Source organism: Streptomyces sp. NPDC026538 (genome assembly GCF_055567535.1).
In genome coordinates this window covers 246,145-270,783 of the sequence record NZ_JBVHQG010000002.1, presented here as the reverse complement: position 1 = coordinate 270,783, position 24,639 = coordinate 246,145, and the positions used below count along the sequence as shown (strand labels likewise).

The 24,639-nt window shown below is 69.9% G+C and carries 20 protein-coding genes, 1 tRNA gene and 1 pseudogene; 16 read left to right on the top strand and 6 right to left on the bottom strand.

The genetic code is table 11. The features are described from left to right. Positions 1-18: 18 nt before the first annotated feature. A tRNA-Sec gene (locus tag ACZ4N4_RS08110) sits at positions 19-111 on the bottom strand. Between the two features lie 86 nt (positions 112-197). On the opposite strand from ACZ4N4_RS08110, the gene selD reads away from it, so the two are divergent. Continuing rightward, on the top strand, positions 198-1,244 hold the full coding sequence (gene selD / locus ACZ4N4_RS08105; protein WP_467585816.1) for a selenide, water dikinase SelD: 1,047 nt from the start codon (positions 198-200) through the stop codon (positions 1,242-1,244). A 58-nt stretch (positions 1,245-1,302) separates the two neighbouring features. Here selD and ACZ4N4_RS08100 read toward each other — a convergent pair. Next, positions 1,303-1,737: pseudogene (locus ACZ4N4_RS08100) on the bottom strand (cellulose binding domain-containing protein); the annotation flags it as partial. Positions 1,738-1,902: 165 nt separating this feature from the next. Further along, the gene (locus ACZ4N4_RS08095) at positions 1,903-4,839 is read right to left on the bottom strand and encodes a glycoside hydrolase family 48 protein (RefSeq protein WP_467585814.1); all 2,937 of its coding nucleotides are present in this window, start codon (positions 4,837-4,839) and stop codon (positions 1,903-1,905) included. 261 nt (positions 4,840-5,100) lie between these two features. Between ACZ4N4_RS08095 and ACZ4N4_RS08090 the strand changes: the two genes are divergently transcribed. Together ACZ4N4_RS08090 and ACZ4N4_RS08085 are read left to right on the top strand one after the other, a co-directional pair. Then, positions 5,101-6,582 carry a cellulase family glycosylhydrolase gene (locus ACZ4N4_RS08090; RefSeq protein ID WP_467585811.1) on the top strand — a complete coding sequence of 494 codons (1,482 nt, stop codon included), beginning with the start codon at positions 5,101-5,103 and terminating at the stop codon, positions 6,580-6,582. 33 nt (positions 6,583-6,615) lie between these two features. Continuing rightward, positions 6,616-8,337 carry a glycoside hydrolase family 6 protein gene (locus ACZ4N4_RS08085; protein WP_467585809.1) on the top strand — a complete coding sequence of 574 codons (1,722 nt, stop codon included), beginning with the start codon at positions 6,616-6,618 and terminating at the stop codon, positions 8,335-8,337. Between the two features lie 21 nt (positions 8,338-8,358). On the opposite strand, the gene ACZ4N4_RS08080 is transcribed toward ACZ4N4_RS08085, so the two are convergent. Next, positions 8,359-9,138, bottom strand: coding sequence for a phytanoyl-CoA dioxygenase family protein (locus ACZ4N4_RS08080; RefSeq protein WP_467585806.1), 780 nt, complete (start codon positions 9,136-9,138; stop codon positions 8,359-8,361). A gap of 123 nt (positions 9,139-9,261) precedes the next feature. Between ACZ4N4_RS08080 and ACZ4N4_RS08075 the strand changes: the two genes are divergently transcribed. The 3 genes from ACZ4N4_RS08075 to ACZ4N4_RS08065 all read left to right on the top strand — a co-directional run bounded on the left by ACZ4N4_RS08075 (position 9,262) and on the right by ACZ4N4_RS08065 (position 11,318). Beyond that, positions 9,262-10,161, top strand: coding sequence for a class I SAM-dependent methyltransferase (locus ACZ4N4_RS08075; protein WP_467585804.1), 900 nt, complete (start codon positions 9,262-9,264; stop codon positions 10,159-10,161). Between the two features lie 32 nt (positions 10,162-10,193). Then, positions 10,194-10,517, top strand: coding sequence for a hypothetical protein (locus tag ACZ4N4_RS08070; protein WP_467585801.1), 324 nt, complete (start codon positions 10,194-10,196; stop codon positions 10,515-10,517). Positions 10,518-10,622: 105 nt separating this feature from the next. After that, on the top strand, positions 10,623-11,318 hold the full coding sequence (locus ACZ4N4_RS08065) for an SDR family oxidoreductase (RefSeq protein WP_467585799.1): 696 nt from the start codon (positions 10,623-10,625) through the stop codon (positions 11,316-11,318). 50 nt (positions 11,319-11,368) lie between these two features. On the opposite strand, the gene ACZ4N4_RS08060 is transcribed toward ACZ4N4_RS08065, so the two are convergent. Next, the gene (locus ACZ4N4_RS08060) at positions 11,369-12,064 is read right to left on the bottom strand and encodes a glycoside hydrolase family 75 protein (protein WP_351730417.1); all 696 of its coding nucleotides are present in this window, start codon (positions 12,062-12,064) and stop codon (positions 11,369-11,371) included. 227 nt (positions 12,065-12,291) lie between these two features. Here ACZ4N4_RS08060 and ACZ4N4_RS08055 point away from each other — a divergent pair, with 227 nt between their 5' ends. Then, positions 12,292-12,903: a hypothetical protein gene (locus ACZ4N4_RS08055; protein WP_467585796.1), complete on the top strand. Its 612-nt coding sequence runs from the start codon at positions 12,292-12,294 to the stop codon at positions 12,901-12,903. Between the two features lie 241 nt (positions 12,904-13,144). On the opposite strand, the gene ACZ4N4_RS08050 is transcribed toward ACZ4N4_RS08055, so the two are convergent. After that, positions 13,145-13,981, bottom strand: a complete 837-nt coding sequence (locus tag ACZ4N4_RS08050) for an aldo/keto reductase (protein ID WP_453569708.1) — start codon at positions 13,979-13,981, stop codon at positions 13,145-13,147. 330 nt (positions 13,982-14,311) lie between these two features. Between ACZ4N4_RS08050 and ACZ4N4_RS08045 the strand changes: the two genes are divergently transcribed. The 9 genes from ACZ4N4_RS08045 (at position 14,312) to ACZ4N4_RS08005 (ending at position 24,637) form a co-directional block, all read left to right on the top strand. Continuing rightward, entirely contained in the window at positions 14,312-14,452 is a 141-nt protein-coding gene (locus ACZ4N4_RS08045; protein ID WP_467585793.1) for a pyrroloquinoline quinone precursor peptide PqqA, read from the top strand. A gap of 8 nt (positions 14,453-14,460) precedes the next feature. Further along, positions 14,461-15,198, top strand: a complete 738-nt coding sequence (gene pqqC, locus ACZ4N4_RS08040; RefSeq protein ID WP_467585790.1) for a pyrroloquinoline-quinone synthase PqqC — start codon at positions 14,461-14,463, stop codon at positions 15,196-15,198. Next, a complete protein-coding gene (gene pqqD, locus ACZ4N4_RS08035) occupies positions 15,195-15,449 on the top strand; it encodes a pyrroloquinoline quinone biosynthesis peptide chaperone PqqD (protein WP_453569715.1) in 255 nt (84 codons plus the stop codon). Before pqqC ends, pqqD begins: the two co-directional genes overlap by 4 nt. A gap of 113 nt (positions 15,450-15,562) precedes the next feature. Further along, entirely contained in the window at positions 15,563-16,618 is a 1,056-nt protein-coding gene (gene pqqE / locus ACZ4N4_RS08030; protein ID WP_453569718.1) for a pyrroloquinoline quinone biosynthesis protein PqqE, read from the top strand. Beyond that, positions 16,615-17,820: a glycoside hydrolase family 88/105 protein gene (locus tag ACZ4N4_RS08025; RefSeq protein ID WP_467585787.1), complete on the top strand. Its 1,206-nt coding sequence runs from the start codon at positions 16,615-16,617 to the stop codon at positions 17,818-17,820. Before pqqE ends, ACZ4N4_RS08025 begins: the two co-directional genes overlap by 4 nt. Beyond that, positions 17,817-17,990 carry a hypothetical protein gene (locus tag ACZ4N4_RS08020; RefSeq protein ID WP_467585785.1) on the top strand — a complete coding sequence of 58 codons (174 nt, stop codon included), beginning with the start codon at positions 17,817-17,819 and terminating at the stop codon, positions 17,988-17,990. Before ACZ4N4_RS08025 ends, ACZ4N4_RS08020 begins: the two co-directional genes overlap by 4 nt. Before the next feature lie 12 nt (positions 17,991-18,002). Next, a complete protein-coding gene (locus ACZ4N4_RS08015; RefSeq protein ID WP_467585782.1) occupies positions 18,003-21,233 on the top strand; it encodes a glycosyl hydrolase family 28 protein in 3,231 nt (1,076 codons plus the stop codon). Next, positions 21,230-22,591, top strand: coding sequence for a glycoside hydrolase family 27 protein (locus tag ACZ4N4_RS08010; protein WP_467585779.1), 1,362 nt, complete (start codon positions 21,230-21,232; stop codon positions 22,589-22,591). Before ACZ4N4_RS08015 ends, ACZ4N4_RS08010 begins: the two co-directional genes overlap by 4 nt. Before the next feature lie 15 nt (positions 22,592-22,606). Then, complete coding sequence (locus ACZ4N4_RS08005) at positions 22,607-24,637, top strand: PQQ-dependent sugar dehydrogenase (RefSeq protein WP_467585776.1); 2,031 nt, start codon at positions 22,607-22,609, stop codon at positions 24,635-24,637. Positions 24,638-24,639 lie beyond the last annotated feature (2 nt).

Genomic DNA, 24,639 nt, shown 5'->3' with positions numbered 1-24,639 from the left:
ACATCACGCGCTGATCGGCGGAGACGGACGGGAATCGAACCCGCCTGCCCGAGTTGCTCGGACACCTCGGTTTTGAAGACCGGGAGGGCCACCAGGCACCCTTACGCCTCCCCGCAGGGTCATCGAACCGTCGCATTCCGGGGCAAGTCAACGCGCCACACGGCGCTCCCCCTTCACCCGCAAGGACTGATGCAGCCATGACAGGCACACGAACCGGCGTCCACGAGCCACAGAAGCAGGGGACCGTGCGGCTCACGCAGTACGCACACGGCGGCGGTTGTGCCTGCAAGATTCCCCCTGGTGAACTCGAGGAGATCGTCGCCGGACTGACGGCCCCGGGGATGTCCGGCGTCGCCACGGGTGACCTGCTCGTGGGCCTCGAAGCCGGCGACGACGCGGCGGTCATCCGACTGCCGGGCAACGCCTCCGCGACCGCCGCCGTCGCCACGGCGGACTTCTTCACCCCGGTGGTCGACGATCCCTACGACTGGGGCCGCATCGCCGCCGCCAACGCGCTCTCCGACGTCTACGCCATGGGCGGCACCCCGCTCGTGGCGGTCAACCTCCTGTGCTGGCCCCGTGACGTGCTGCCGTTCGATCTGGCACGAGAGGTACTGCGCGGCGGAATGGACATCGCCGCGGCGGCGGGCTGCGTCGTGGCGGGCGGCCACAGCGTGGACGACCCGGAACCCAAGTACGGCATGGCGGTGACCGGCACCGTCGATCCGGACCGTCTCCTGCGCAACGACGCGGGACGGTCGGGGACGCCACTGTCACTGACCAAACCGCTGGGCCTGGGAGTCCTCAACAACCTGCACAAGACGACCGGCGAGGTCTTCCCGCAGGCGATCGAGACGATGGTGGCGCTCAACGGCGACGCGGCGCGCGCCGCGGTGGCCGCGGGGGCGGTCTGCGCCACCGACGTCACCGGCTTCGGCCTGCTGGGACACCTGTACAAGCTCGCCCGCGCCTCGGGCGTGACCGCCGTCGTCGACTCCGCCGCGGTGCCGTTCCTCGACGGTGCCAGGGAGGCCGCCCGCACCGGACACATCAGCGGCGGCACCCGCCGCAACCTCGCATGGGTCACCCCGCACACCGACTTCGGCGACGCCGACGACCTGACCCGGCTCCTCCTCGCCGACGCCCAGACCTCCGGCGGCCTCCTCGTCGCCGGCGAGGTCCCGGGTGCTCCGGTCATCGGCGAACTGGTCCCGGCGGGACCGCACCGACTGATCGTCCGCTGATCCCACCCGCCGAGCGGCCGGGAGAGCGCGTGCCCGGTGCGGCACGCGCCCTCGTCCGTCAGGCGACCGTGCAGGTCTGGTCGCCCAGTTCGAAGGACGTGGGTTCGGTGTTCGCCCCCGCCCAGGTACCCGTGAAGCCGCGCCCGGCCAGCAGGCCGCCATCAACGCCTATCTGGACGGACACCGAGGAGCCGGCGGCGACCGTGCCGTTCCAGCTGACGTTCTTCGCCGTCACCGACGCGCCGGACTGGGTCCAGTCGGCGTTCCAGAGCCGGCCGACGGTCTGGCCGTTCGGGAAGGACCAGGCCAGGGACCAGCCGGTCCAGGGCGCCGAGCCGGTGTTGGTGAGTCGTACGTCCGCCTGGAAACCGCCCGTCCACTGGCTGGTGACGCCGTAGGTGACCGTGCAGGCGCCGGTCGGGGTGGGATCCGTGCCGCCTCCGCCGTCGTCACCGCCTCCGGACGTGTCGCCGTAGATCACGCCCCGGCCGTCAGCTGTCGGCGGCAAGCGCTTACTGCGCGGTGTGACAGTTGCCGGGCGTCCCCCAGTGCGGGTGGGGGACGCCCGGCCGACCTGGCCCCCGTGCCCCGAAGGGGCGCGGGGAACTGCGCGACCAGCCACGACGAAACCCGCAGCCGGCCACCGCAATCACCGGGACTACTCGAGAAGCTCCGCGTACGACCCCATCGCCAGCGCGATGTCCGCCTGGGCCCAGAACCGGTGATACGTGAACACGGGCGCGGCCCCGCCCGCCAGATAGCTCTGGATCTTCGACCACGCAGGGTCGCTCTGATAGAAGGACCGCAGCGAGGCGAACGTCGACGACGAGTTGACCGTGTCGCCGTTCGGCATCTTCCCGGACCACCCGCTCGGGACGTACACACTGTCGTCGAAGCGGCTGTAGTCGGCCCGCGTCTCCGGTACCGCGATCCCCAGGCTGTCCTGGTAGTTGGCCCACATGCCGTCGAGCAGCGCCTTGGCCGTCGACTTGGCCGTCGCGTTGCCGGACTTGGCGGCGTAGTACGTCAACGTCTTGGCGTACGCGGCCGCCACGCCCACGTCGTTCGTGTAGTCGGCGACGGTGACGTGAAGTCCGCTGTTGGAGCCGGGACTTGAGGCGTTCCAGGTGTCGGGCTGGCCCGACCACTGGAGGGTCGAGGGGATCTGGTAGGTGCCGTCCGGGTTGATCGTGGTCTTGGACAGCGCCCAGGCCACCCACTTGTCGAGTACCGCCTTGGCCGTGGCGTTCCCGGTCTGCTGGTAGTACTCGGCGACCCGCTCCATCGACCAGGCCTGGAAGCCGAACCACTGGTTGGACGGCGGGTCGTGGTAGACCGGCTCCCAGTCGTAGTACATGCCGTAGAAGGTCGAGGTACCGGCCGGCGGACTGGCGTACCGGCCCTGCCAGCTGTTCGTCGCCCCGCCCGCGATGGCGCCCTCGGAGGACTGCAGCCAGCGGTAGAACTCCAGCTGCCGGGTCAGTGACGTACTCCAGTCCGCCGCCCCGGTCGCCGACTTGGGCTTCAGGTCGGCGTTCGAGCTGAGCGCGTACGCGGCCAGCGGGTTCTGGTAGCCCCCGTGCACATGGCTGGAGCCGATCCGCCACGCCCAGCCCGCACTCGTATCGGTCGCCCCGCCCCACGCGTAGTACCAGGACAGCAGGTAGTCCGAGGCGTCCTTGCCGGTGCCGGCCGGGCAGGTGGACGGGCCGACGCAGTTGCCGATCTTCTTGAAGTACTTGTCGTACATGGCGTAACGCAGGTAGTCGCCCATCTTCGCCGCCTTGCCGACGGTGGCGGAGACGTCGGCGCCCTTGCCCTGCGCCTTCGCCCACACGTCCGCCCAGTACGCGGCCTGCACCGCCCGCGCGTCGGCGTCCGGGGCGTCCGTGTACTTCCACTGCCTGGCGTAGGACGAGTCGCCGGTGAACAGGTCCAGGTACCCGTTCGTCCCGCCGTACTTGAAGGCGTCGCAGGTCGGCTGCGGGACCGTCTCCCACACCGACTCCTGCACGCCGCGCTGGAAGGTGTTGATGTACGACGGCCCGTCGGCCGTCGGGCCCGCCTCGCAGCCGCCGCCCGGAGTGTCACCGTAGCCGTAGACGTTGTCCACGTCCTCCAGCCAGTGCATGCCGTAGACGTCGTCCGTGCCGTACGCGGTCTTCAGTTCGGCGGCGATCGGGTCCGAGCCCACCGGCACCGAGGTGTCCAGCTTCGCCGGGTACTCGTTCGGGGTGTCCAGCTCCGGTGCGTAGGTGGCCGGTTTGGACGCGTTGTAGAAGGAGTTCGTCGGCTGGTCGGCGTGGGCCGGGATCATGTACTTCTCCATGAGGGCCCACGCACCATTGAACTTGGACCAGTCACCGGTGACCTTGCCGTACATGGCCTGCAGCCAGAGAAGGTAACTGTAGGCCTCCGACGTGGTCTCATGACCCTGGTCCGGGGCCTCGACGACCAGTGTCTCCACCGAGTGGTACGGGATGCCCTCGGGGGAGAAGTAGCCGTTCGCCGGGTTGGTGATCTTCCCGTAGAGGTCCAGGAAGCGTGCGTCGTACGCCTTCGACGCGGCCAGCTCCGTCACGGTGACCGCGGCGCTCGTGTAGCCGGTCGCGGACGCGGTGAAGGTCGCGGTGCCGGTGCCGGCGGTGTCCGCGGCGACGGTCACCTTCTGCGCGGTGCTCCAGTTGGACGGGGTGAAGGTCAGCGACGATCCGGCGCTCACCGACAGCCCGGTGTTCCCGGCCGTCCGGGCCACCGACACCGTCACGTTGGCGGCCGGCTGCTTGGACAGGCTCACCCCGAAGGTGCCGGTCGCGCCCTGCTGGATGCCCAGTTGGGTCGGCGAGGCGACCACGGCGGGACCGGAGGCGACCGTGATGCCGACCGGGGTCGAGGAGGCGGACGCGCCCAGGCTGTCGTACGCCTTCGCCACCAGCGAATGGCTGCCCACGGCCAGACCGGTGACCGAGAGCGAGTACGGCGACGTGGTGTCCGTCCCCAGCAGGGTGGTGTCGTCGTAGAACTCGATCCTGCTGATCGTCGCGCCGTCGACCGCCGCCGCGGTCGCCGCCAGCGGCACCGCGTCGCCCTGTGTGTAGACCGCGCCCGCGCTCGGGCTGGTCAGCACGGTGACCGGCGGCTGGTGCGCCCCGGCGCAGGTCGTGCCGTTGACCGCGAAACCGGTGGGCGCGGCGTTGCCGCCGGTGTACGAGAACTGGGCGCCCGTCGACACCGCCGCGCCCGCCGCGATCGTGCCGTTGTACGACGCGTTCTGCACGGTGACCGAGGTGCCGGACTGGGACCAGGTGCCGTTCCAGCCGTTCGTCAGCTTCTGGTTGCCCGTGTACGCGTACGTCAGCGTCCAGCCGTTGATCGCGTCGGTGCCGCGGTTGGTGAGGGTCAGGTCGGCCGTGAAGCCGGTGCCCCAGTCGTTGGTTTTGTAATCGACGCTGCACTGGACCGTCGCCGCGTGGGCGGGGGTCGTGCCGGTGGCGAGCATCGACAGGGGCAGGGCGAGGGCGGCGACGACGGCCGTCCACAACCGTCGTACGGCTCTGCGCCTGCGCCCGGGGTGCGGGGGGTGTGCGGGATACATGTGCTGGTTCCTCCTTGCGCTTGCGGCTCGGGGAGAAGTCAAGGCTTGAACCAGTGGGAGCGCTCCCATAGTGGAGACGTGACATGGTTCGGTCAAGGCTGTCGAAGAGTCGAAAAGATTCGACGGACGCCGCTGCGGAAAAGTCAAGCAACTGCCCTGGTCTTCAACGGCACTTGGCGCTACCTTCCTTCGCACCAGTGGGAGCGATTCCGTTCAGTCGACGCGTCGGTCACGACGCGCCCGAGCTGCAAGGAGTCGCTCATGCGACACCCCCCGCGTTCAGTTCTTTTAGCCGTCGCCGGTGCGGTAGCCCTCGTCGGGTCCGCGCTGGTGCCGGTGGTGTCGGCGTCCGGAGCAACGCCGGCGTGCACGGTGCAGTACACGGTCACCGGCCAGTGGGACACCGGCTTCCAGGCCTCCGTGACCATCACCAACAACATGGCGGCCATGAGCGGTTGGAGCCTCGGCTTCGGCTTCGCGAACGGTCAGAAGGTCACCCAGGGCTGGAGCGCCAAGTGGTCCCAGTCCGGTACCGCGGTCACCGCCGCGAACGAGAGCTGGAACGGTTCGCTGGCCACCGGCGCCAGTGTCAGCGCCGGGTTCCTCGGCTCCTGGTCCGGCAGCAACGCCGTGCCGACGGCGTTCACGCTCAACGGCACGACCTGCAACGTCGATTCTGAACCCACCCCGACCCCGACCCCGGCCCCGACCGGGCCGCCCGGCACCGGCACGGCGCCCGCCCTGCACGTCTCGGGCAGCAAGCTCGTGGACGCGGGCGGCACGGCCCACCGGCTGCTCGGCGTGAACCGTTCCGGCGGCGAGTTCATGTGCGTGCAGGGCTACGGGATCTGGGACGGCCCGGTGGACGACGCGGCGATCAAGGCGATCGCCGACTGGAAGGCGAACGCGGTCCGCATCCCGCTCAACGAGGAGTGCTGGCTTGGCCTGTCCAACGTCAAGCCCGAGTACGCGGGCGCCAACTACATCAACGCGGTCAAGGACCTGGTGGCCCGCGTCGAGTCGTTCGGCATGACACCGATCCTCGATCTGCACTGGTCCTACGGCCAGTACACCGGCAACTCCGCCGGCTGCTCCGACGTGCACGCCACCTGCCAGAAGCCGATGCCGGACGCGCAGTACAGCCCGTCCTTCTGGTCCTCGGTGGCCGGCACCTTCAAGGACGACCCGGCGGCCGTGTTCGACCTGTTCAACGAGCCGTACCCGGACCGGGCCACCGCCACCACCGCCCAGGCCTGGGCGTGCTGGCGGGACGGCGGCACCTGCCCGGGGATCGGGTACGAGGTCGCCGGCATGCAGGATCTGGTGAACGGCATCCGGTCGGCGGGCGCGAAGAACGTGATCATGATCGGCGGGCTGGCGTACTCCAACGACCTCAGCCAGTGGCCGGCGTACAAGCCCACCGACCCGGCCGGCAATCTCGTCGCCTCCTACCACGTCTACAACTTCAACACCTGCGCCAGTGAGAGCTGCTGGAACTCCACCCTCGCCCCGGTCGCGGCCCAGGTGCCGCTGGTCGCCGGGGAGATCGGCGAGAACACCTGCTCACACGCCTTCGTGGACCAGGTCATGAAGTGGTTCGACGACCGCGGCCTGTCCTACCTGGGCTGGACCTGGAACACCTGGGACTGCTCCTCCGGCCCGTCCCTGATCTCCGACTACAGCGGTACGCCGACGGCGTACGGCGCCGGTCTGCGCGACCACCTCCGGGCCGTCAACTCCTAGCCCATCCACCGAAGAAGAAGGAAACCCGCACTCATGAGCCGTACCAGAACTTCGTTACTCGCCGCCCTGGCGCTCGTCGCCGGGGTGGCCGGTCCGGCGGTCGCCGTCACCACCTCCTCGCAGGCGGCGATCTCCGCGATTCCCTGCACCGTCGACTACAAGATCCAGAACGACTGGGGCGCCGGCTTCACCGCCGCCGTGACCGTCACCAACAACTCGGCGGCGAAGTCGAGTTGGGCGGTGAAGTGGTCGTACGCCGGGAACCAGAAGGTGACCAGCTTCTGGAACAGCAAGATCAGCCAGAACGGCACCGCCGTCACCGCGGCCAACGAGACCTACAACGGCACGTTGGCGACCGGCGGTTCGGTCAGCTTCGGCTTCAACGGGTCCTACAGCGGTACCAACGCGCTCCCGACCGCCTTCACCCTCGACGGCGTCACCTGCAACGTCGACGACGGCAGCGGCGGGGGCGGCGGGGACAACGGGGGCGGTGGCAGCGGCACCCGCGTCGACAACCCGTACTCCGGCGCCAAGGTGTACGTGAACCCCGAGTGGTCCGCGAAGGCCGCCGCCGAACCGGGCGGCAGCCGGGTCTCCAACCAGCCCACCGGCGTCTGGCTCGACCGTATCGCCGCGATCGCCGGCACCGGCACCGGCATGGGTCTGCGCGCCCACCTGGACGCCGCCCTCGCCCAGAAGGGCAGCGGCGAGGAGGTCGTCCAGCTGGTCGTCTACGACCTGCCCGGACGGGACTGCGCGGCCCTCGCGTCCAACGGCGAGCTCGGCCCGACGGAGATCGACAAGTACAAGACGCAGTTCATCGACCCGATCGCGACGATCCTCGCCGACCCCAAGTACGCCTCGCTGCGGATCGTCACCACCATCGAGATCGACTCGCTGCCCAACCTGGTGACCAACACCGGCAGCCGGGCCACCGCCACCGCCAACTGCGACACCATGCTGGCCAACGGCAACTACGTGAAGGGCGTCGGCTACGCCCTCGCCAAGCTCGGCGCCATCCCGAACGTCTACAACTACCTCGACGCCGGCCACCACGGCTGGCTCGGCTGGGACGACAACTTCGCCCCGGCGGCCACCATCTTCAAGCAGGCGGCGACCAGTGAGGGCGCCACCGTCGACGACGTCGCCGGGTTCATCACCAACACGGCCAACTACAGCGCCCTGAAGGAGAACAACTTCACCGTCAACGACACGGTGAACGGCACCTCCGTGCGGCAGTCCAAGTGGGTCGACTGGAACCGGTACGTCGACGAGCTGTCCTTCGCCCAGGCCTTCCGCACCCAGCTGGTCTCGGTCGGCTTCAACTCCGGCATCGGCATGCTGATCGACACCTCCCGCAACGGCTGGGGCGGCAGCGCCCGCCCGACCGGCCCCGGCGCGACGACCAGCGTGGACACCTACGTCGACGGCGGCCGCTACGACCGCCGGATCCACGTCGGCAACTGGTGCAACCAGGCCGGAGCCGGCCTCGGCGAGCGCCCGCAGGCCGCCCCGGCCACCGGGATCGACGCCTACGTCTGGATGAAGCCCCCGGGCGAGTCCGACGGCTCCAGCACCGCCATCCCGAACGACGAGGGCAAGGGCTTCGACCAGATGTGCGACCCGACGTACACGGGCAACGCCCGCAACGGCAACAGCATGTCCGGCGCCCTGCCGAACGCGCCGCTGTCCGGGCACTGGTTCTCCGCCCAGTTCCAGCAACTGATGCAGAACGCCTACCCGCCGCTGTCGTAGGACGGTGACCGTCCGCCGGGGTCAGCCCTGCGCAGAGCCCAGGGACAGGCCCCGGCGGACCGCGATCTCGACCGGCGAGCAGGTCCCGTCGGGGCGGTCCAGGTCCAGGGGCGCGTTCAGGTACAGCGGCGGCTGGGCCAGGAAGCGCGGTCGCGTGCCGTGGTTCGGCTGGGCGGCATGGACCAGGAACGGGTGGCACAGGTACACGTCACCCGGCCGGCCGGTGGCGAGAGCGACCGGGCGGTGCGCGGAGGCCGCCGCCACCTGCGGGCCGAGCTCGCCCAGCGTGGCACCCTCGACGCCGTACGGCTCCAGGATCCGGGGCACGTCCAGGTGCGAGCCGACCCGGATGCGGGTCGGGGCGTCCTCCTCGGTCACCTCACTGAACAGGAACAGCATCAGCAGGGCGCGCTCCCTGGACCACACGTTGGCGTACCAGTCGGTGGTGCCCTCCGGCTGGAAACTCGTGTCGATGTGCCAGCCCGCGTCATCCGGCTCCTCACGGTGCGGGAACCTGAGCGGGAAGGCACCCAGCGAGTAGCGCGGGTCCCAGCGCCGTTCACCGACCAGCAGGTCGAACGCCTCATGCAGCGCGGGGGAGTTGGGTGCGGCGGCGAACGGGCCGTCGGCCAGGCCGGCCACCCAGACCACCGGATCCTTCCAGGTGCCCGGGTCCTCGGGGTCGTACCCCGTCTCCCGCCACAGCCGCCGGGCGCAGCCCTCGGCGACCCGGGGCGCGACGGCCCCCTCGATCTTCACGAAGCCGTCGGTCAGGAAGCGCTCCACCAGCTCGTCGTCCATCCGGGCATGGTGGCCCGCCGGCCTTGCCGTCCGCATCTTGTTTTTTGCCGCACCGGCAACAGGGCTGGCCTCCGGGCGGTGCGTCGGCGCACCCTGGCGGCACCCGGACGAGAGGCTGCTCCCATGGCGCACGATCACCACCACCAGCACACCGACACCCACGCGCACACCCACGCGCACACCGACATCGACTGGGCGGAGATGGCCCCGCACCTCGAATCGCAGGCCGAGCTGTTCGCACCGCTCTACGAGAACGCCCTGGGCTGGCTGGGCAGGGAGGTCACCGAGCCGGGCCTGATCGTCGACGTGGGCAGCGGGCCGGGCGTGGTGTCGTGTCTGTTCGCCGAGGTCTTCCCGGGTGCGCGGGTCCTGGCCGTGGACGGCAGCGAACCGCTCCTCGACCGGGCCAGGGCGCGCGCCGAGCGGCTCGGCGTGGGGGACCGCTTCGACGTCCTCGCCGGTGAACTCCCGGGCGTCCTCGACAAGCTGGACTACCCGGCGGACCTCCTGTGGGCCGGGCACAGCCTGCACCACCTCGCCGACCAGCGGGCCGCGCTCACCGCCTTCGGCGAGCGGCTCGCCCCCGGCGGCACCCTGGCCGTCCTCGAGGGCGGCCTGCCCAGCCGCTTCCTGCCCCGGGACATCGGCATCGGCCGGCCCGGCCTCCAGGCACGGCTGGACGCGCTGCAGGAGGAGTGGTTCGCGCAGATGCGCACCGACCTGCCCGGAGCCGTCACCGAGGCCGAGGACTGGCCCGCGCTGCTCAACTCCGCCGGGCTCAGGTACGCCCGCAGCCGCAGCTTCCTCATCGACCTGCCCGCCCCGGCCCCCGACCGGGTCCGCGCCTACGTGACCGAGATCCTCGCCCGACTGCGCGACAGCGTCGGCGAGGGTCTGGACGCCGAGGACCGCACCACCCTGGACCGCCTCCTGGACCCGGCCGACCCGGCGAGCGTGCACCGCAGGGCCGACGTGTTCGTCCTCGGGGCCCGCACGGTGCACACGGCCGTTCGGCCCGTCTAGCAGCGGAGCGCGTACACACTCACCCGCGCTCCGTGCACCACCCGCGTCCCGCACTCCTCGAACCGCCCGGCGAGCGCCGTGCGCACGCCCTGGCGTTCTCCGCCGACGGGACACTGCTCGCGGCGAGCATCGCCGACGATTCGGCGCAGATCTGGGGGACGGCCCGCACCCGGCCGGCCCCGACGACCGCACCGGCCGGTGACGGACCGGTCCTCGCCCTCGGATTCACCGCGGCCGGAGCGGAGTTGCACGTGGCCGCCCCGCATCTCCCCGACCGGAGCGTTCCGTTGCGGCCCGAGGAGAGCGCGAGCGAGCTGTGCGCCCGGGCGGACGGCGGTCCGACGCGGGCGCGGTGACGGCGGTACCTCCCCTCCGTGCCGTACTGCCCCACCTGCGGTTCTTGACATCGAGAGCGCTCGAAGTGATGGACTCCGGTCGATCACCAACCACAGGGGGAAACCATGAACGACTCTCCGGTCGCGCTCATCACCGGTGGCGGCAGCGGTATCGGTGCCGCCGTCGGGCGTCAACTGCTGGACGCGGGCCACCGGGTGGCCGTCACCGGGCGGGGTGCGGAGCGGCTGCGCGCCTTCGCCCGCGAACTCGGTGATCCGGCAGGCCTGTTGACCGTCGTGGGCGACACCGCCGAGTACGCCGACGTGCAGGCCGCGGTCGACAGCACGCTCAAGGCGTTCGGCCGGCTCGACACCGTCGTCGCCAACGCCGGCTTCGCCACCCACGACACCGTCGCCGACGGCGACCCGGCGGGCTGGGCCGAGATGGTCCTCACCAACGTCCTCGGCCCGGCCCTGCTGATCCGGGCCTCCGTCGACGCCCTGAAGGCGAGCCGGGGGCGGATCGTCCTGGTCGGCAGCGTCGCCGGGTTCGTGAACACGCCCGGCAACCTGTACGGCGCGACCAAGTGGGCGGTCACCGGGCTCGCGGAGAACACCCGCCGCCAGGTCACCGAGTTCGGCATCGGCGTCACGCTGGTCGCGCCGGGCCGGGTGGAGACCCCGTTCTGGGACGCCAACCTGCCGCCCGGCCTGCTGCTGACCGCCGACCAGATCGCCGACTCGGTGGTGTGGGCGATCCGGCAGCCGGCCGGCGTGGACGTCAACACCCTCGTCGTACGCCCGCTGGGGCAGCCCAACTGACGTACCCGACGGCCCGGTACCGCGTGGTACCGGGCCGCCCGCCCCCCCGGTCAGTTGTTGGCGAGGAACTGCTTCGCCAGCTGGTCACCGAGGGACACCGCCGCGCTGTGGCTCTCGATGGGGGAGACCTTGGAGTTCTTGAACAGGATGTAGGTGACGCCGGAGTCGGCACCGCCGGTCGCCGGGTCGGGGTCGATGCCGAGCGCCTTGGCGGTCGCGTACGACGCCTCGCCGATGATCTTCGTGGGGCCGGTGTCGCCGACCACCGCGTACTCGACCTTGTTGTTGTAGATGACGGCGACCACGCCGCCGCCCTTTATGCCGGCGCTGGAGTAGTTCCAGATGCTGCTGGAGCTGGGCACCACGACGTACGGCAGCGACTCGGCCTTGAGCGGCTTGCCGTCGGACTGGTGGAACGCGGTGTCGTCCTGGTACCAGGGGTCGCGGTCCTCGTTGCAGTTGGTGGTGCGCTGGCCGTCACAGTCGATGTCCATGTCGGACTTCCAGAACACCGCGCCGTTCTTGCCGCACACGGGGATCGTGGCCGAGGTCTCGTCGTCGGTCTTGTACTTGCCGCTGGAGATCTGGGAGCAGGAGGTCACCTTGGCGAGCAGGTCGGCCGCGCTGACCGAGCCCTCCTGAGCGGACTTCGGGACGGTGGCGCCGGACGCGCTCGCGGGAAGCACTCCGGCGGCCAGCAGTGCGGCCCCGGAGGCCGCGGCAAGGGTCAGTGTTCGGATGCGCACTGTGGGGGGTCCCCTTCTGTTAGGAAAGTTTCCTGACCGGGTGCCGTACAAGGTGGACCCGGCTGCATGTCCGCGTCAACCCCTGAGTGTGAACTCGGAGAATTGTCATGCATTGCGGCGAAATGTTCCCCGGGGAACACTGGTGGAGCAGGACATTCCGAACATTTATGCAGGAGCCGTGCGAGGGTTGAGCGGTGGCTCCGGTGGCTCCTGGGAGGCGAGGGGTCATGTTCGTACGGACGGTGTACGTCACCGGTGATCCGGCGCAGATCGAGGCAGCCATCCGGGCGCTGAACAGCGAAGGGCGCAGTCTGCTGGAGGAACGTCCCGAGTACCGGGGCGCGGGCGTCTTCGTCGACCGGGATCTGGGCAAACTGCTCGCGGTGAGCTGGTGGGGATCCGAGGAGGCCCGGCGCAACAGCGACCAGGTGATGCGCGAGCGGCGCGGGCCGATGCTGGAGCCGTTCGCGGGCACCGTCGCCGTCGAGAACTACGAGGTGGCCGTCTTCCACTCGGTGCAGCTGCCGAGGGTGGGCGGCGGCATGCGGATGACCAGGGTGGAGTTCGACCCGGCCGACACGGACCTGTTCATCGAGACGTTCCGGTCCTCGGGTATACCCCGCCTGGAGACGCTGCCCGGCTACGCGCGGTGTGCCCTGTTCGTCGACCGGCAGCTGGGCCGGGGCATGGTCGGCGTGCTCTTCGTCGACCGCGCCTCGATGGCCGCGTCCCGCGGCGGCCAGGCGGCCGCCCGGCGCCAGGACGTCGCCAAGGCGCATGTGAGCGTGGTCGCCCTGGAGGAGTTCGAGGTCGTCCACGCGGACGTGCACACCTACTGACGCGCTCCGCATCCGCACGGGAGTCGGGGAACACGAGCGGCCGTCCCGCCGTGGTCACGACGGGACGGCCGGTGTGTGCGGGGCTGCCGTTCAGTCCATGTCGGTTGCCCGGCCCGTGTGCGCTCGACCCATGTGGGCTTGATGCATGTGCGCTCGGCCTACGTGCGCATGGCCCATGTGCGCTCGGCCTACGTGCGCATGGCCCATGTGCGCTCGACCCATGTGGGCACGATTCATGGGGTCAGCCCATGTCGAAGGTGGCCGGGTCCGGGCCGATGCGGCGGTCCTCGTTGAGCGCGCTGATCGCCGCGAGGTCCTCGGTGTCCAGGCTGAAGTCGAACACCTCGATGTTCTCCTTGATCCGGGACGGCGTGACCGACTTCGGGATCACCACGTTGCCCAGCTGGATGTGCCAACGAAGCACGACCTGGGCCGGGGTGCGGTTGTGCTTCTGCGCGATGGCGACGATCGCCGGCACCTCCAGCAGGCCCTTGCCCTGGCCGAGCGGGGACCAGGCCTCGGTGGCGATGCCCTGCTCGGCGTGGAACTCCCGGGCCGCGTGCTGCTGCAGGTGCGGGTGCAGTTCGATCTGGTTGACCGCGGGGATGACCGACGTCTCCTCGATCAGCCGCTCCAGGTGCTCCGGGAGGAAGTTGGAGACGCCGATCGCCTTGACGAGGCCGTCGGTCAGCAGCTGCTCGAACGCCTTGTAGGAGTCGATGTACTTGCCCCGGGCGGGCAGCGGCCAGTGGATGAGGTACAGGTCCAGGTGGTCCAGACCCAGCTTCGCCAGCGACGCGTCGAAGGCGCGCAGCGTGGCGTCGTACCCCTGGTCGGCGTTCCAGAGCTTGGTGGTGACGAACAAGTCCTCGCGGGGGACGCCAGAGGCGGCGATGGCCTTGCCGGTGCCCTCTTCGTTGCCGTAGATCGCCGCTGTGTCGATGCTGCGGTACCCGGCCTCCAGTGCCGTGGCGACGGCCCGCTCGGCCTCGTCGTCCGGCACCTGCCACACACCGAAGCCCAGCTGGGGCATCTCGACGCCGTTGTTGAGGATTTTCGGGGGGACCTTGCTGCTCACGAGCTTTCGATCCTTAAGGTTGTCGACAGGTGGTACACCCATCGTCAACGATCATCGGCCGTGATGCATTCCTGAGTCCGGAATCCGCCGGAACCGAGCGGTGAGTCGGCCTCTGGGACGGAGATTGGCCGGAAATGCATCCGACCTCATGGGTCCGGACCATTGACCGCGGCCCGTTCCTGCCGAGACTCTGGTCGCATCGTCGGACGTATCGCTGAACCCGATACAGGGATGTGAACCATCCTGTGGGTTTTCCAGCGGATCCCTGTGAACGCGACTCCCTCTCTGCCCTCTGAGAGCCCCCAACCTCAGGAAAGCAGGTATGCGCCCATGAACGAGACGATCACCGAAGACGTCCAGGCCGAACCCATTGTTCGGCAGACATCCGATGAAAAGGTCTGGCGAAGCCCTGGTTATCAGGTCGTGGAGACCGCCCTGGAAGTGACCGGCTACGCCCTCGGCGACCGCTGACCCGCAAGATGACCCTCACCAGCGTCCGCGCCGGGACGACCGCCGGCCCCTGGCCGGTCACGGAGTTCACCGAACGGCTGCGGGCCGTCACCGCCGACCGCTACCACGACCGCCACCCCTTCAACCAGCGCATGCACCGGGGCGAACTGACCCCGGCCGAACTGCGCCGCTGGATCACCAACCGCTTCCACTACCAGCGGCACATCCCCGTCAAAGACGCCCTGATCCTCGCCAAACTGGACCGGCCGGCGCTGCGCCGCTCCTGGCTGCGCCGCATCCGCGACCACGACGGCACCGCGGAGGATGAGGGCGGTATCGAACGCTGGCTGCGCCTCGGCGAGGCGGCCGGGCTCGCCCGGGACCAGTTGTGGGACAGCTCCCGAGTGCTGCCCGGGGTGCGCTTCGCGGTCGAGGGGTACGTCACCTTCTGCCGGGTCCGCCCCGCGCTGGACGCGGTCGCCGCCTCCCTGACGGAGCTGTCCGCGCCCGGCCTGATGCGCACCCGCATCGCCGCCTTCGAACGGCACTACCCGTGGATCGACCCGGCGGGACTCGCCTACTTCCGCGGCCGCGTCGACCAGGGTGCCCGGGACGGCGAAGAGGCGCTCGGCCTGGTCCTGGACTGGGCCCGCACCCGTGAGCAGCAGCAGCGCGCCGTCGCCGCGCTCGCCTACAAGTGCGAGGTGCTGTGGGCGCTGCTCGACGCCGTGGACCGCGGGGACACCGGCGGCTGGGGCGGGTCATGACCTGGCGGCCCGCCCTCGCCCGCGCGGTCGTGCTGCGCCACGACCGGGTGCGCGGCACCGACCTGTTACTGCTGCCCGAGCGGGTGGTGGTCCTGCACGGCCGGGCGGGCGGGGTGCTGCGCCTGTGCGACGGCAGCCGTGCGGTGGCGGACATCGTCACCGAACTGGCCAGGACGTTCCCGGACGCCCCGGTCGCCACCGAAGTCCCCGAGTTTCTCACGGCGTTGCGAAGAGAGGGGTGGCTGAAATGAGCACGGCGCGCCCGGACAGGGATCCACCTTGGGCGAACACCGCCGAGCGGGGTGCGGGCCGGCACCCACCGGTCCCGGTCGATCCGGGCGGAAGGCGAGCTTCACCGACCCCCGTGGCCCCGCCCTGGGCGTTGCTGGCCGAGCTCACCCATGCCTGTCCGTTGCGCTGCGGGTACTGTTCCAACCCCGTCCGACTGACCGGTCGGTCAGCTGAATTGGGGACCGGACAGTGGGCGGAGGTGTTCCGGCAGGCCGGTGAGCTGGGCGTGGTGCAGACCCATCTGTCCGGCGGTGAGCCGCTACTGAGGCGGGATCTGCCCGAGCTGGTCGCCGCCGCCGACGCCGCCGGCCTCTACACCCAGCTCGTCACCAGCGGGCTCGGACTGAGCGAGCGCCGGCTGGCCGGGCTGGCGGGCGCCGGGCTGCGCAGTGTGCAGCTGTCCGTGCAGCACCCGGAACCGACGGCCGCCGAACGCATCGCCGGCGCTCGCTCGTTCGCGGCGAAGGAACGCGCGGCCCGGCTGGTCCGGGCGGCGGGCCTGCCCCTCGGACTCAACGTCGTCCTGCACCGGGGCAACCTGGACGCCGTCGAGGATCTGATCGCACTCGCCGTGGCGTGGGGCGCGGACCGGATCGAGCTGGCCAACACCCAGTACCACGGGTGGGCGGCCCGCAACCGCGCCGCCCTGCTGCCGCTCCCCGGCCAGGTCGAGCGGGCCCGGGAGACGGTCCTGCGCTGGCGCCGGCGCCTGGACGAACCCGAGCTGGTCTGGGTCGCCCCCGATCTGGCGGGCGGCACGGCGAAGCCCTGCATGGGTGGCTGGGGCCGGATCTCGCTCACCGTGGCTCCCGACGGCACGGTCCTGCCCTGCCCCGCCGCGGCCACCCTGCCCGAACTGGACCCGCCGAACGTCCGGGAGTGCGAACTCGCCCGGATCTGGCGGGAGTCGAAGGCCTTCAACGCCTACCGGGGTGAGTCCTGGATGCGCGAGCCCTGCCGGGGCTGCGCCCTGCGCACCGCCGACTTCGGCGGCTGCCGCTGCCAGGCGTACGCGCTCACCGGAGACGCCCGCAACACCGACCCGGCCTGCCGCCACGCACCGGGCCACCGTGCCGTACCCCTCCGGCGGACCACCGAGGCCGCCGCCTACCGAGAAGGAGGACCATGAGACGTCTACGAGCCGCCCTGGCGGCCGTCGCACTCACCACCGCCGCGGCGGCCATGCTCCCCGCCGCGGTATCCCCGCCCGCCACCGCGGCCACCGAGACCGGGCCCGCCGCCGCGACCAGGCCCGCCGCCACCCCCGACTGGTCCACCGCGGTCGTCGACTCCACCATGGCCCGCTACACCCCGAGCACCATCGGCGGCTGGTCCTACCCGGTCGGCCTCTACCTCTACGGCCAGTACCTCACCTACCGGCGCACCCACGACCCCCACTACCTCGCCTACCTCAAGAGCTACGCCGACCGGTTCGTGAGGAGCGACGGCTCGATCGACCAGTCGTTCAACAGCCTGGACAGCATGCAGGCGGGCCGGCTCCTGGTCATCCTCCACCACGAGACCGGCCAGGACCGCTACCGCAAGGCGGCCAAGAAGATCCGCGACCGCCTGAACACCTACCCGCGCACCGGCGACGGCGGCTTCTGGCACGCGGACAACTCCAGCCGCGCGCACCAACTGTGGGCGGACGGCGTCTACATGGTGAACCCGTTCCTCGTCGAGTACGGCAAGGAGTTCGGGGACAGCGCGTACGCCGACGACGAGGCGGCGCGGCAGCTCGCCGTCTACGGCGGCCACCTTCAGGTCGCGAACGGACTGCTCAAGCACGCCTACGACGAGTCGAGGAGCGCGAGTTGGGCGGATCCGGCGACCGGGCTCGCGCCCGAACACTGGTGCCGCGCCGTCGGCTGGTACGCGATGGCGATCGTCAACGTGCTGGACGCCGTCCCGGCGAACCAGTCGCGCCGGCCCCAACTTCTCACCATCTTCCGGAAACTGGCGGCGGGGTTGGAGAAGTACCAGGATCCGGCGACCGGACGCTGGTTCCAGGTGATGGACAAGGGCGGGCGCGGTGACAACTGGACCGAGACGTCCTGCTCCAGCATGTTCACCTACGCCCTGTCCCGCGGCGTCCAGCAGCACTACCTCGACCCGCACTACGCGGATGTCGCCCGCCGCGGCTACCAGGGCGTGCTCGCCGAGCTGTCTGTAGGCGCGGACGGCCGCACCGACCTCGCCGGCATCTCCGTCGGCACGAACGTCGGCGACTACGCGTACTACGCCGCCCGCACCCGGGCCACGAACGACTTCCACGGCCTCGGGGCCTTCCTGATCATGAACGAGCAACTGAGAGGTGAGTCAGTGTCATGAGCACGACATTAATAAGGACGGTCCTCGGAGCCGCAGTCGCCGGTGCCGCCGTGGGGCCGCCCGCGAACACCGCACACGCCGTGGGCGTCCGGCGCTCGCTCGGCGGCATCTCGGACTCGCAGGACACCTGCCTCCTGCTCACCGATCTCCGCGACCACCAGCTGGTGTGAGGAACCGTCACCATGAAACCCCCCACTGCCGCGCGGCGCAGAGCTGCCGCGATCGTCCTCTCGGTCCTCGCCGTCGTCCTCGGGCTCTCCCGCCCCGCGGCCCTGGCATCCCCGCACACCGCGCCCCGCGCAGCCGTCTACGACGTACGTGACTACGGCGCCAAGGGCGACGGCTCGGCCAACGACACCCCAGCCATCGACAAGGCCGTGGACGCGGCCGGTTCGGCGGGTGGCGGCACCGTCCGCTTCACCGCAGGCACCTACAAGTCCAAGAACACCATCCACATGAAGAGCCATGTGACGCTCCAGCTCGACAAGGGCGCCACCCTGCAGGGCTCCAGCGCCGACACCTACGACAAGGCCGAGTCCAACCCGAACGACGCCTACCAGGACTACGGCCACAGCCACTTCCACGACGCGATGATCTATGGCGACAAGCTCACCGACATCGGGTTCGTCGGCCAGGGCGTCATCGACGGCGCCGGCAACCTGATCACCGGCAACCCGAAGTCCGGCGAGGCCGACAAGATCATCTCGCTGACCCGGTGCGACGGACTCAGGATCGGCGACGGCCTCACCCTGCGTCGCGGCGGCCACTTCGCGGCCCTGGTCAACGGCTGCACGAACGTCACGTCCGACCACCTGACCATCGACACCGCGAGTGACCGCGACGGCTGGAACATCATCTCCACCACGAACGTCACGGTCACCGACGCGAACATCAAGGCCAACGACGACGCCCTGGTCTTCAAGAGTGACTACGCCCTCGGCGCCAAGCTCCCCAACGGCCATGTCCGGGTGAGCGATTCCCACCTGTCGGCCAAGTGCTGCAACGCCCTGATGTTCGGCTCCGAGACCTGCGGGGACTTCTCGGACTACCAGTTCGAGAACATCCGTATCGAGGGCGCCGACAAGTCCGGGCTCGGCATGGTCTCCATGGACGGCGCGAACATCTCCGACGTCCACTACAAGGACATCACCATGACCGGAGTGCACTCCCCGATCATGGAGAAGATCGGCACCCGCAAGCGCTGTGGAAACACCCCGGGCACCGGCTCGATCAGCGATGTGACGTACGAGAACATCACCGCCACCGGCACCACCCCCTCCTTCAGCCCGACCCTGTGGGGCGAGAGCGGACACCGGATCCACGGCGTGACCTTCACGCACGTCGACATCACCGTGCCCGGCGGCAACGGCACCATGTCGACCGCCGTACCGGGCAACGACCCCAAGGACTACAACCCCAAGGCCATCGGCACCCGGCCGGCCTACGGCTGGTACCTGCACAACGCCAATGACGTCCGGTTCACCGACAGCTCCGTGAAGTTCGCGTCGGACGACGGGCGGCCGGCGGTCATCGCCAACGCGGCGAGCGGCATCCGCCTCACCCGCTTCACGGCGCAGAAGGGCGGCGACTCCCCGTACGACATCGGCCTCCAGGACGTCACCGGCGCCTGCCTGACGGACAGTCACAACACCTCCGGCGGTGCCCTCCGCGTCTCGGGCGGCCAGGACTGCGGTACGGCCGCGAAGCCGTCGGACCTGGAGAATCCCCGGCAGGACTTCCTCCGGGGCTCCGTAGGCGGCCTCTTCCTGCACTGGGGTCTGCGCACCGCCCCCGCCCACACCAGCTGCACCGCCTGGGAGAAGGACGTCACCGGCGGGGGCTGGACCCCCGACTACTGGGTGAAGGAGGCCCAGAAGCTGCACACCCAGTACCTGGTCCTCGCCACCTTCCACAGTCGCCTCGGCTACGCCCGCCCCTGGCCCTCGAAGATCCCGGGCTCCTGCGCCACCGAACGGGACTTCCTCGGCGAGCTGATCACCGCCGCCAAGGCCAAGGGCATGAAGGTCATCCTCTACATGACCGACGACCCCCAGTGGCACGACGAGGGCGGCCACGAGTGGCTCGACTCGGCCGCCTACTCCGCCTACAAGGGCAAGGACGTCGACCTCACCACCCGCGACGGCTTCGGCCAGTTCAGCTACGACAACTTCTTCGAGGTCATGGACCGCTATCCCGACCTCGGCGGCTTCTGGATCGACAACGACAACGCGTACTGGGAGAGCCACGACCTGTACGCGCAGATCCAGCACAAGCGCCCCGGGTACACGCTCAGCAACAACAACGAAGACACGCCGATCATGGACATGATCAGCAATGAGCAGAAAACCGGGATGACCCCGTCCTACGACTACCCGCAGGCGCTCTACACGGCCCAACCCCGCCTGACCGAAGCCGACTTCAAGCTGCCCTCGACGGGTGCCTGGTGGTACGACGGCTCGGACCCGACCGTCGACCGCGCACTCACCCTGGGCCGGCTGGTCACCAACGCCGGCTCCTCGATCAAGGCCCTGATGGCCGAGACCGCCCAGGTCAACGGCAGGTTCCCGGCCAACCAGGCGAACTTCAACACCTTCGTCGACTCCTATCTCGACCCCATCTGGGAGTCCCTGCACGGCACCGAGGGCGGGGGCTACCTGTACGGCGGCCTCAAGCCCGGCTTCTGGAACGACGGGGCGCACGGCGTCACCACCATCGCCAAGGGCGACTCCGCCCGCCAGTACGTCCACGTCCTGACCCCGCCCTCGACCGGCACCCTGCGGATCCGCGACAACGGCTACCGCATCGCCTCCGTCACCAACCTCCGTACGGGCAAGGCGGTCTCCTGGTCGCAGTCCGGCGGTGTGCTGACCCTGACCGGTCTCGGCGACTGGGATCCGTACGACACCGTCTTCAAGGTCATGACCGCCGGCCGTCAGGGCATCCTGTCCGGCGTCAAGGTCACCGCGAGCGCCTCGGCGAGCGGTCACGCGGGCTCCGCCGCCGGTGACAGCGACTACCTCACCTACTGGGACAGCAACAAGACGCTGCCCGTGAACCTGACCTTCGACCTCGGCTCGGCCGAGAAGGTCCGGTACATCGGCCTCAACCAGCGCGAGGACTCGGTCGCCTACGCGCGCTCCGGCACCGAGCAGTCGGCGCGCATCAAGGCGTACAAGGTGTTCCTCAGCGACGACGGCACGAACTGGGGGAGCGCCGTCAAGTCCGGGGAGCTGCCCAGCCGACGGGGCATCCAGGGCATCGACCTGGCCGCCGCCACCGCCCGCTACGTCCGCCTGGAGGTGGACTCCACCTGGGCCGCCGCCACCGACACCACCCGCTACCGACGGCTGCGCGTCGACGAGGCCTGGATCGGCACGGCCTACGCGACGCCCGTGAACGGAGGACGACCGTGATCCGGATCAGAGCACTGACAGCGGCGGTCGCCGGACTACTGGTCGCCTCGGCGGTACCGCTCGTGGGCACCGCCCACCCGGCCGCCGCCTCCGACAACGGCCAGGCCGTCCGGCCCGCCATGGGCTGGAGCAGCTGGAGTTATGTGCGTCGCGGGCCCACCGAGGCCAAGATCAAGGCCCAGGCCGACGCGCTGGTCGCGAGCGGGCTGAAGGACCACGGCTTCGTCCACGTCAACCTCGACGATTTCTGGCAGAAGTGCGACTCGAACGGCTTCACCGTCGACTCCTACGGCCGCTGGGCCGTCGACACCGCCAAATTCCCGGGCGGCATCAAGGCCGTCGCCGACTACGTCCACTCCAAGGGCCTGAAGTTCGGCTTCTACGTCACACCGGGCATCGCCAAGAACGCCGTCACCAAGAACACCCCGATCGAGGGCACGTCGTATCACGCGAAGGACATCGCGGACACCTCGAAGAGCGAGAAGAACTACAACTGCAAGAACATGTACTACATCGACTACTCCAAGCCGGGCGCGCAGGAGTTCGTGAACTCCTGGGCGAACCAGTTCGCCTCCTGGGGGGTCGACTACCTGAAAATCGACGGGGTGGGCAGCCAGGACGTCCCGGACGTGAAGGCCTGGTCCCAGGCGCTGCGCTCCACCGGACGGCCCGTCACCTTCGGGCTCTCCAACAACCTCCCGATCGCCGACGCCCCGACCTGGCGGCAGCTCGCGAACAGCTGGCGCACCCAGGGCGACGTCGAGTGCTACTGCGGTCCCGGCGACCACGGCAGCGGCTATCCGCTCACCGACTGGTCCCATGTCTCCGCCCGCTTCGGCACGGCCGCGAACTGGCAGCCGTACGCAGGCCCCGGCGGCTGGAACGACCTGGACTCCCTGGAGATCGGCAACGGCGACCAGGTCGGCCTCACCGCCGACCAGCGGCGCTCCCACTTCACCCTGTGGGCGATGGCCGCCGCGCCCCTCCTCCTCGGCACCGACCTCACCCGTCTCGACACCGTCGACAAGGCCATGCTCACCAACGACCGGCTCATCGGCGTCGACCAGGACGGGGCCGCCGCGAAACGGATCGTGAACAGCGGGGTCAAACAGGTGTGGAGCAAGAAGGAGAGCGACGGCCAGTACGCCGTCGCCCTCTTCAACACCGGTACCTCCGGCAGCTCCACGGTCTCGGTGAACTGGTCCCAGGTCGGCTTCTCCGGCTCCGGTGACGTCACCGACCTGTGGTCCGGCTCCCACAAGGGCGTGACGGCCGACTCCTACAGCGCCACCCTGCGGCCGGGTGAGACCCGTCTGATCCGCGTCAGGCCCGTCGCCCCCTACCGGTACACCGGCTGAGAGAGGCCAACCTCCATGAAAACCAGCAAAGTTCTGCCCTACGGGCTGGCCGCGATGCTCGCGCTGCCACTGGCCGGGCTGAGCCAGGGCACCGCCCTGGCGGCCACCGACTACCAGGCCGAGAGCGCGACGATCTCCCAGGGCACGGTCGCCACCAACCACACCGGCTACACAGGCACCGGCTTCGTGGACTACACCAACATCAAGGGCTCCTCTGTGGAGTTCACGGTGAGCGCGTCCGCCGCGGGTACCTGGGCGCTCGCCCTCCGCTTCGCCAACGGCACCGCCGTCGACCGGCCGATGGACATCTCGGTGGGTGGCACGGTCGTCGCGTCCGGCGTGTCCTTCCCGGCCACCGCCGACTGGAACACGTGGACCACGAAAACCGTCAACGTCCCCCTGGCGGCGGGCTCCAACAAGATCCGCGCCACCGCGACCACCGCCAACGGCGGTCCCAACCTCGACAAGATCAGCCTCAACGCGGCCGCCGACACCCAGGCCCCCACCAGGCCCGGCCAGCCGTCCTGCTCCGACATCGGCGAGGACGGGCTGACCCTCGGCTGGGGCGCGGCCACCGACAACGTGGGTGTGACGGCGTACGACCTCTACGAGCACGGCAACAAGATCGCTGAGGCGCCCGGGAGTTCTTCCTCCAAGACGCTCACCGGCCTCACTCCGGACACCACCTACGACCTCACCGTCATCGCCCGCGACGCGGCCGGCAACACCTCACCGGCCAGCCCGGTGGTCGACTGCACCACCAAGCCGAGCTCCGACACCACACCGCCCACCAGACCCGGGACCCTGTCCGCGGCCGGCGTCACGGCGAACACCGTCGACCTCTCCTGGGGCGCGTCCACCGACGACCGGGCGGTGACCGCGTACGACATCCGCAGCGGGACGACGGTCTACCGGACCGTCACCGGCGCCACCGCCGGCACCCTCACGGGCCTCGCCTGCGACAGCCCGTACACCCTGGACGTCGTCGCCCGGGACGCGGCCGGGAACGTCTCCGAGCCGAGCAACAGCGTCACCTTCACCACCAAGGCCTGTGCCACCGACGGCGGCGTCCCCTCCTCCGTCGCCACCCTCTCCTCCGGCTGGACGATCCCCTGGGGCACCTACTGGATGCCCGACGGCAAGACCGCCCTGGTCACGGAGCGGGACGACTTCCGGGTCTGGAAGGTGACCGAGGACGGTACGAGGACCCAGGTCGGGACCGTCCCGAACGCCGTCACCACCAACGGGGAGGGCGGGCTGCTCGGGGTCGCGGTCGACCCCAAGTGGGGAACGAACCACTACGTCTACTTCATGCACACCGCGGCCGAGGGCAACCGGGTCGTGCGCATGACCTACGACGGCAGCAGGCTCAGCGACTACAAGGTGCTGCTCCAGGGCATCAAGAAGAACCGCTACCACAACGGCGGACGGCTCCTCTTCGGCCCCGACGGCTATCTCTACGTCTCCACCGGTGAGGCCCAGACACCCGACCTCGCCCAGGACAAGAACTCCCTGAACGGCAAGATCCTGCGGATGACGACGGACGGAAAGGCGGCGCCGGGCAACCCGTTCGGGAACTACGTCTACAGCCTCGGCCACCGCAACCCGCAGGGCCTCGCCTTCGACCGCAACGGGCGGCTGTGGGAGGCCGAGTTCGGCAACAGCTCCAAGGACGAGCTGAACCTGATCAAGCCGGGCGCCAACTACGGCTGGCCGACCTGCGAGGGCACCTGCTCGGTCGCGGGGATGACCAACCCGAAGGCCACCTGGAACGTCTCGGAGGCCTCGCCGAGCGGTATCGCGATCGTCCGCAACGTCGTCTACATGGCGTCGCTGCGCGGCGAACGGCTGTGGCGCATCCCGGTCAACGGCAACGCCGAGAGTGTCGGCACACCGACGGCGTACTACGTGGGCACGTACGGTCGCCTGCGGACCGTGACCAAGGTGCCGGGCGCCGACCAGCTGTGGCTGTCCACCACCAACTGCGACAACAACGGCAACGAGCCCGACGGATCCGACAAGGTCTTCCGGATCGACATCAGGTGACA

Bases quoted from the DNA above. Each gene is read 5' to 3' on its own strand.
- ACZ4N4_RS08075 (WP_467585804.1), top strand. From the start codon at position 9,262: ATGGCGCACGATCACCACCACCAGCACACCGACACCCACGCGCACACC.
- ACZ4N4_RS08095 (WP_467585814.1), bottom strand. From the start codon at position 4,839: ATGTATCCCGCACACCCCCCGCACCCCGGGCGCAGGCGCAGAGCCGTA.
- pqqC (WP_467585790.1), top strand. From the start codon at position 14,461: ATGACCCTCACCAGCGTCCGCGCCGGGACGACCGCCGGCCCCTGGCCG.
- ACZ4N4_RS08025 (WP_467585787.1), top strand. From the start codon at position 16,615: ATGAGACGTCTACGAGCCGCCCTGGCGGCCGTCGCACTCACCACCGCC.
- selD (WP_467585816.1), top strand. From the start codon at position 198: ATGACAGGCACACGAACCGGCGTCCACGAGCCACAGAAGCAGGGGACC.
- ACZ4N4_RS08015 (WP_467585782.1), top strand. From the start codon at position 18,003: ATGAAACCCCCCACTGCCGCGCGGCGCAGAGCTGCCGCGATCGTCCTC.
- ACZ4N4_RS08055 (WP_467585796.1), top strand. From the start codon at position 12,292: ATGTTCGTACGGACGGTGTACGTCACCGGTGATCCGGCGCAGATCGAG.
- pqqD (WP_453569715.1), top strand. From the start codon at position 15,195: ATGACCTGGCGGCCCGCCCTCGCCCGCGCGGTCGTGCTGCGCCACGAC.
- ACZ4N4_RS08085 (WP_467585809.1), top strand. From the start codon at position 6,616: ATGAGCCGTACCAGAACTTCGTTACTCGCCGCCCTGGCGCTCGTCGCC.
- ACZ4N4_RS08090 (WP_467585811.1), top strand. From the start codon at position 5,101: ATGCGACACCCCCCGCGTTCAGTTCTTTTAGCCGTCGCCGGTGCGGTA.
- ACZ4N4_RS08005 (WP_467585776.1), top strand. From the start codon at position 22,607: ATGAAAACCAGCAAAGTTCTGCCCTACGGGCTGGCCGCGATGCTCGCG.
- ACZ4N4_RS08065 (WP_467585799.1), top strand. From the start codon at position 10,623: ATGAACGACTCTCCGGTCGCGCTCATCACCGGTGGCGGCAGCGGTATC.
- ACZ4N4_RS08045 (WP_467585793.1), top strand. From the start codon at position 14,312: ATGAACGAGACGATCACCGAAGACGTCCAGGCCGAACCCATTGTTCGG.
- ACZ4N4_RS08020 (WP_467585785.1), top strand. From the start codon at position 17,817: ATGAGCACGACATTAATAAGGACGGTCCTCGGAGCCGCAGTCGCCGGT.
- ACZ4N4_RS08080 (WP_467585806.1), bottom strand. From the start codon at position 9,138: ATGGACGACGAGCTGGTGGAGCGCTTCCTGACCGACGGCTTCGTGAAG.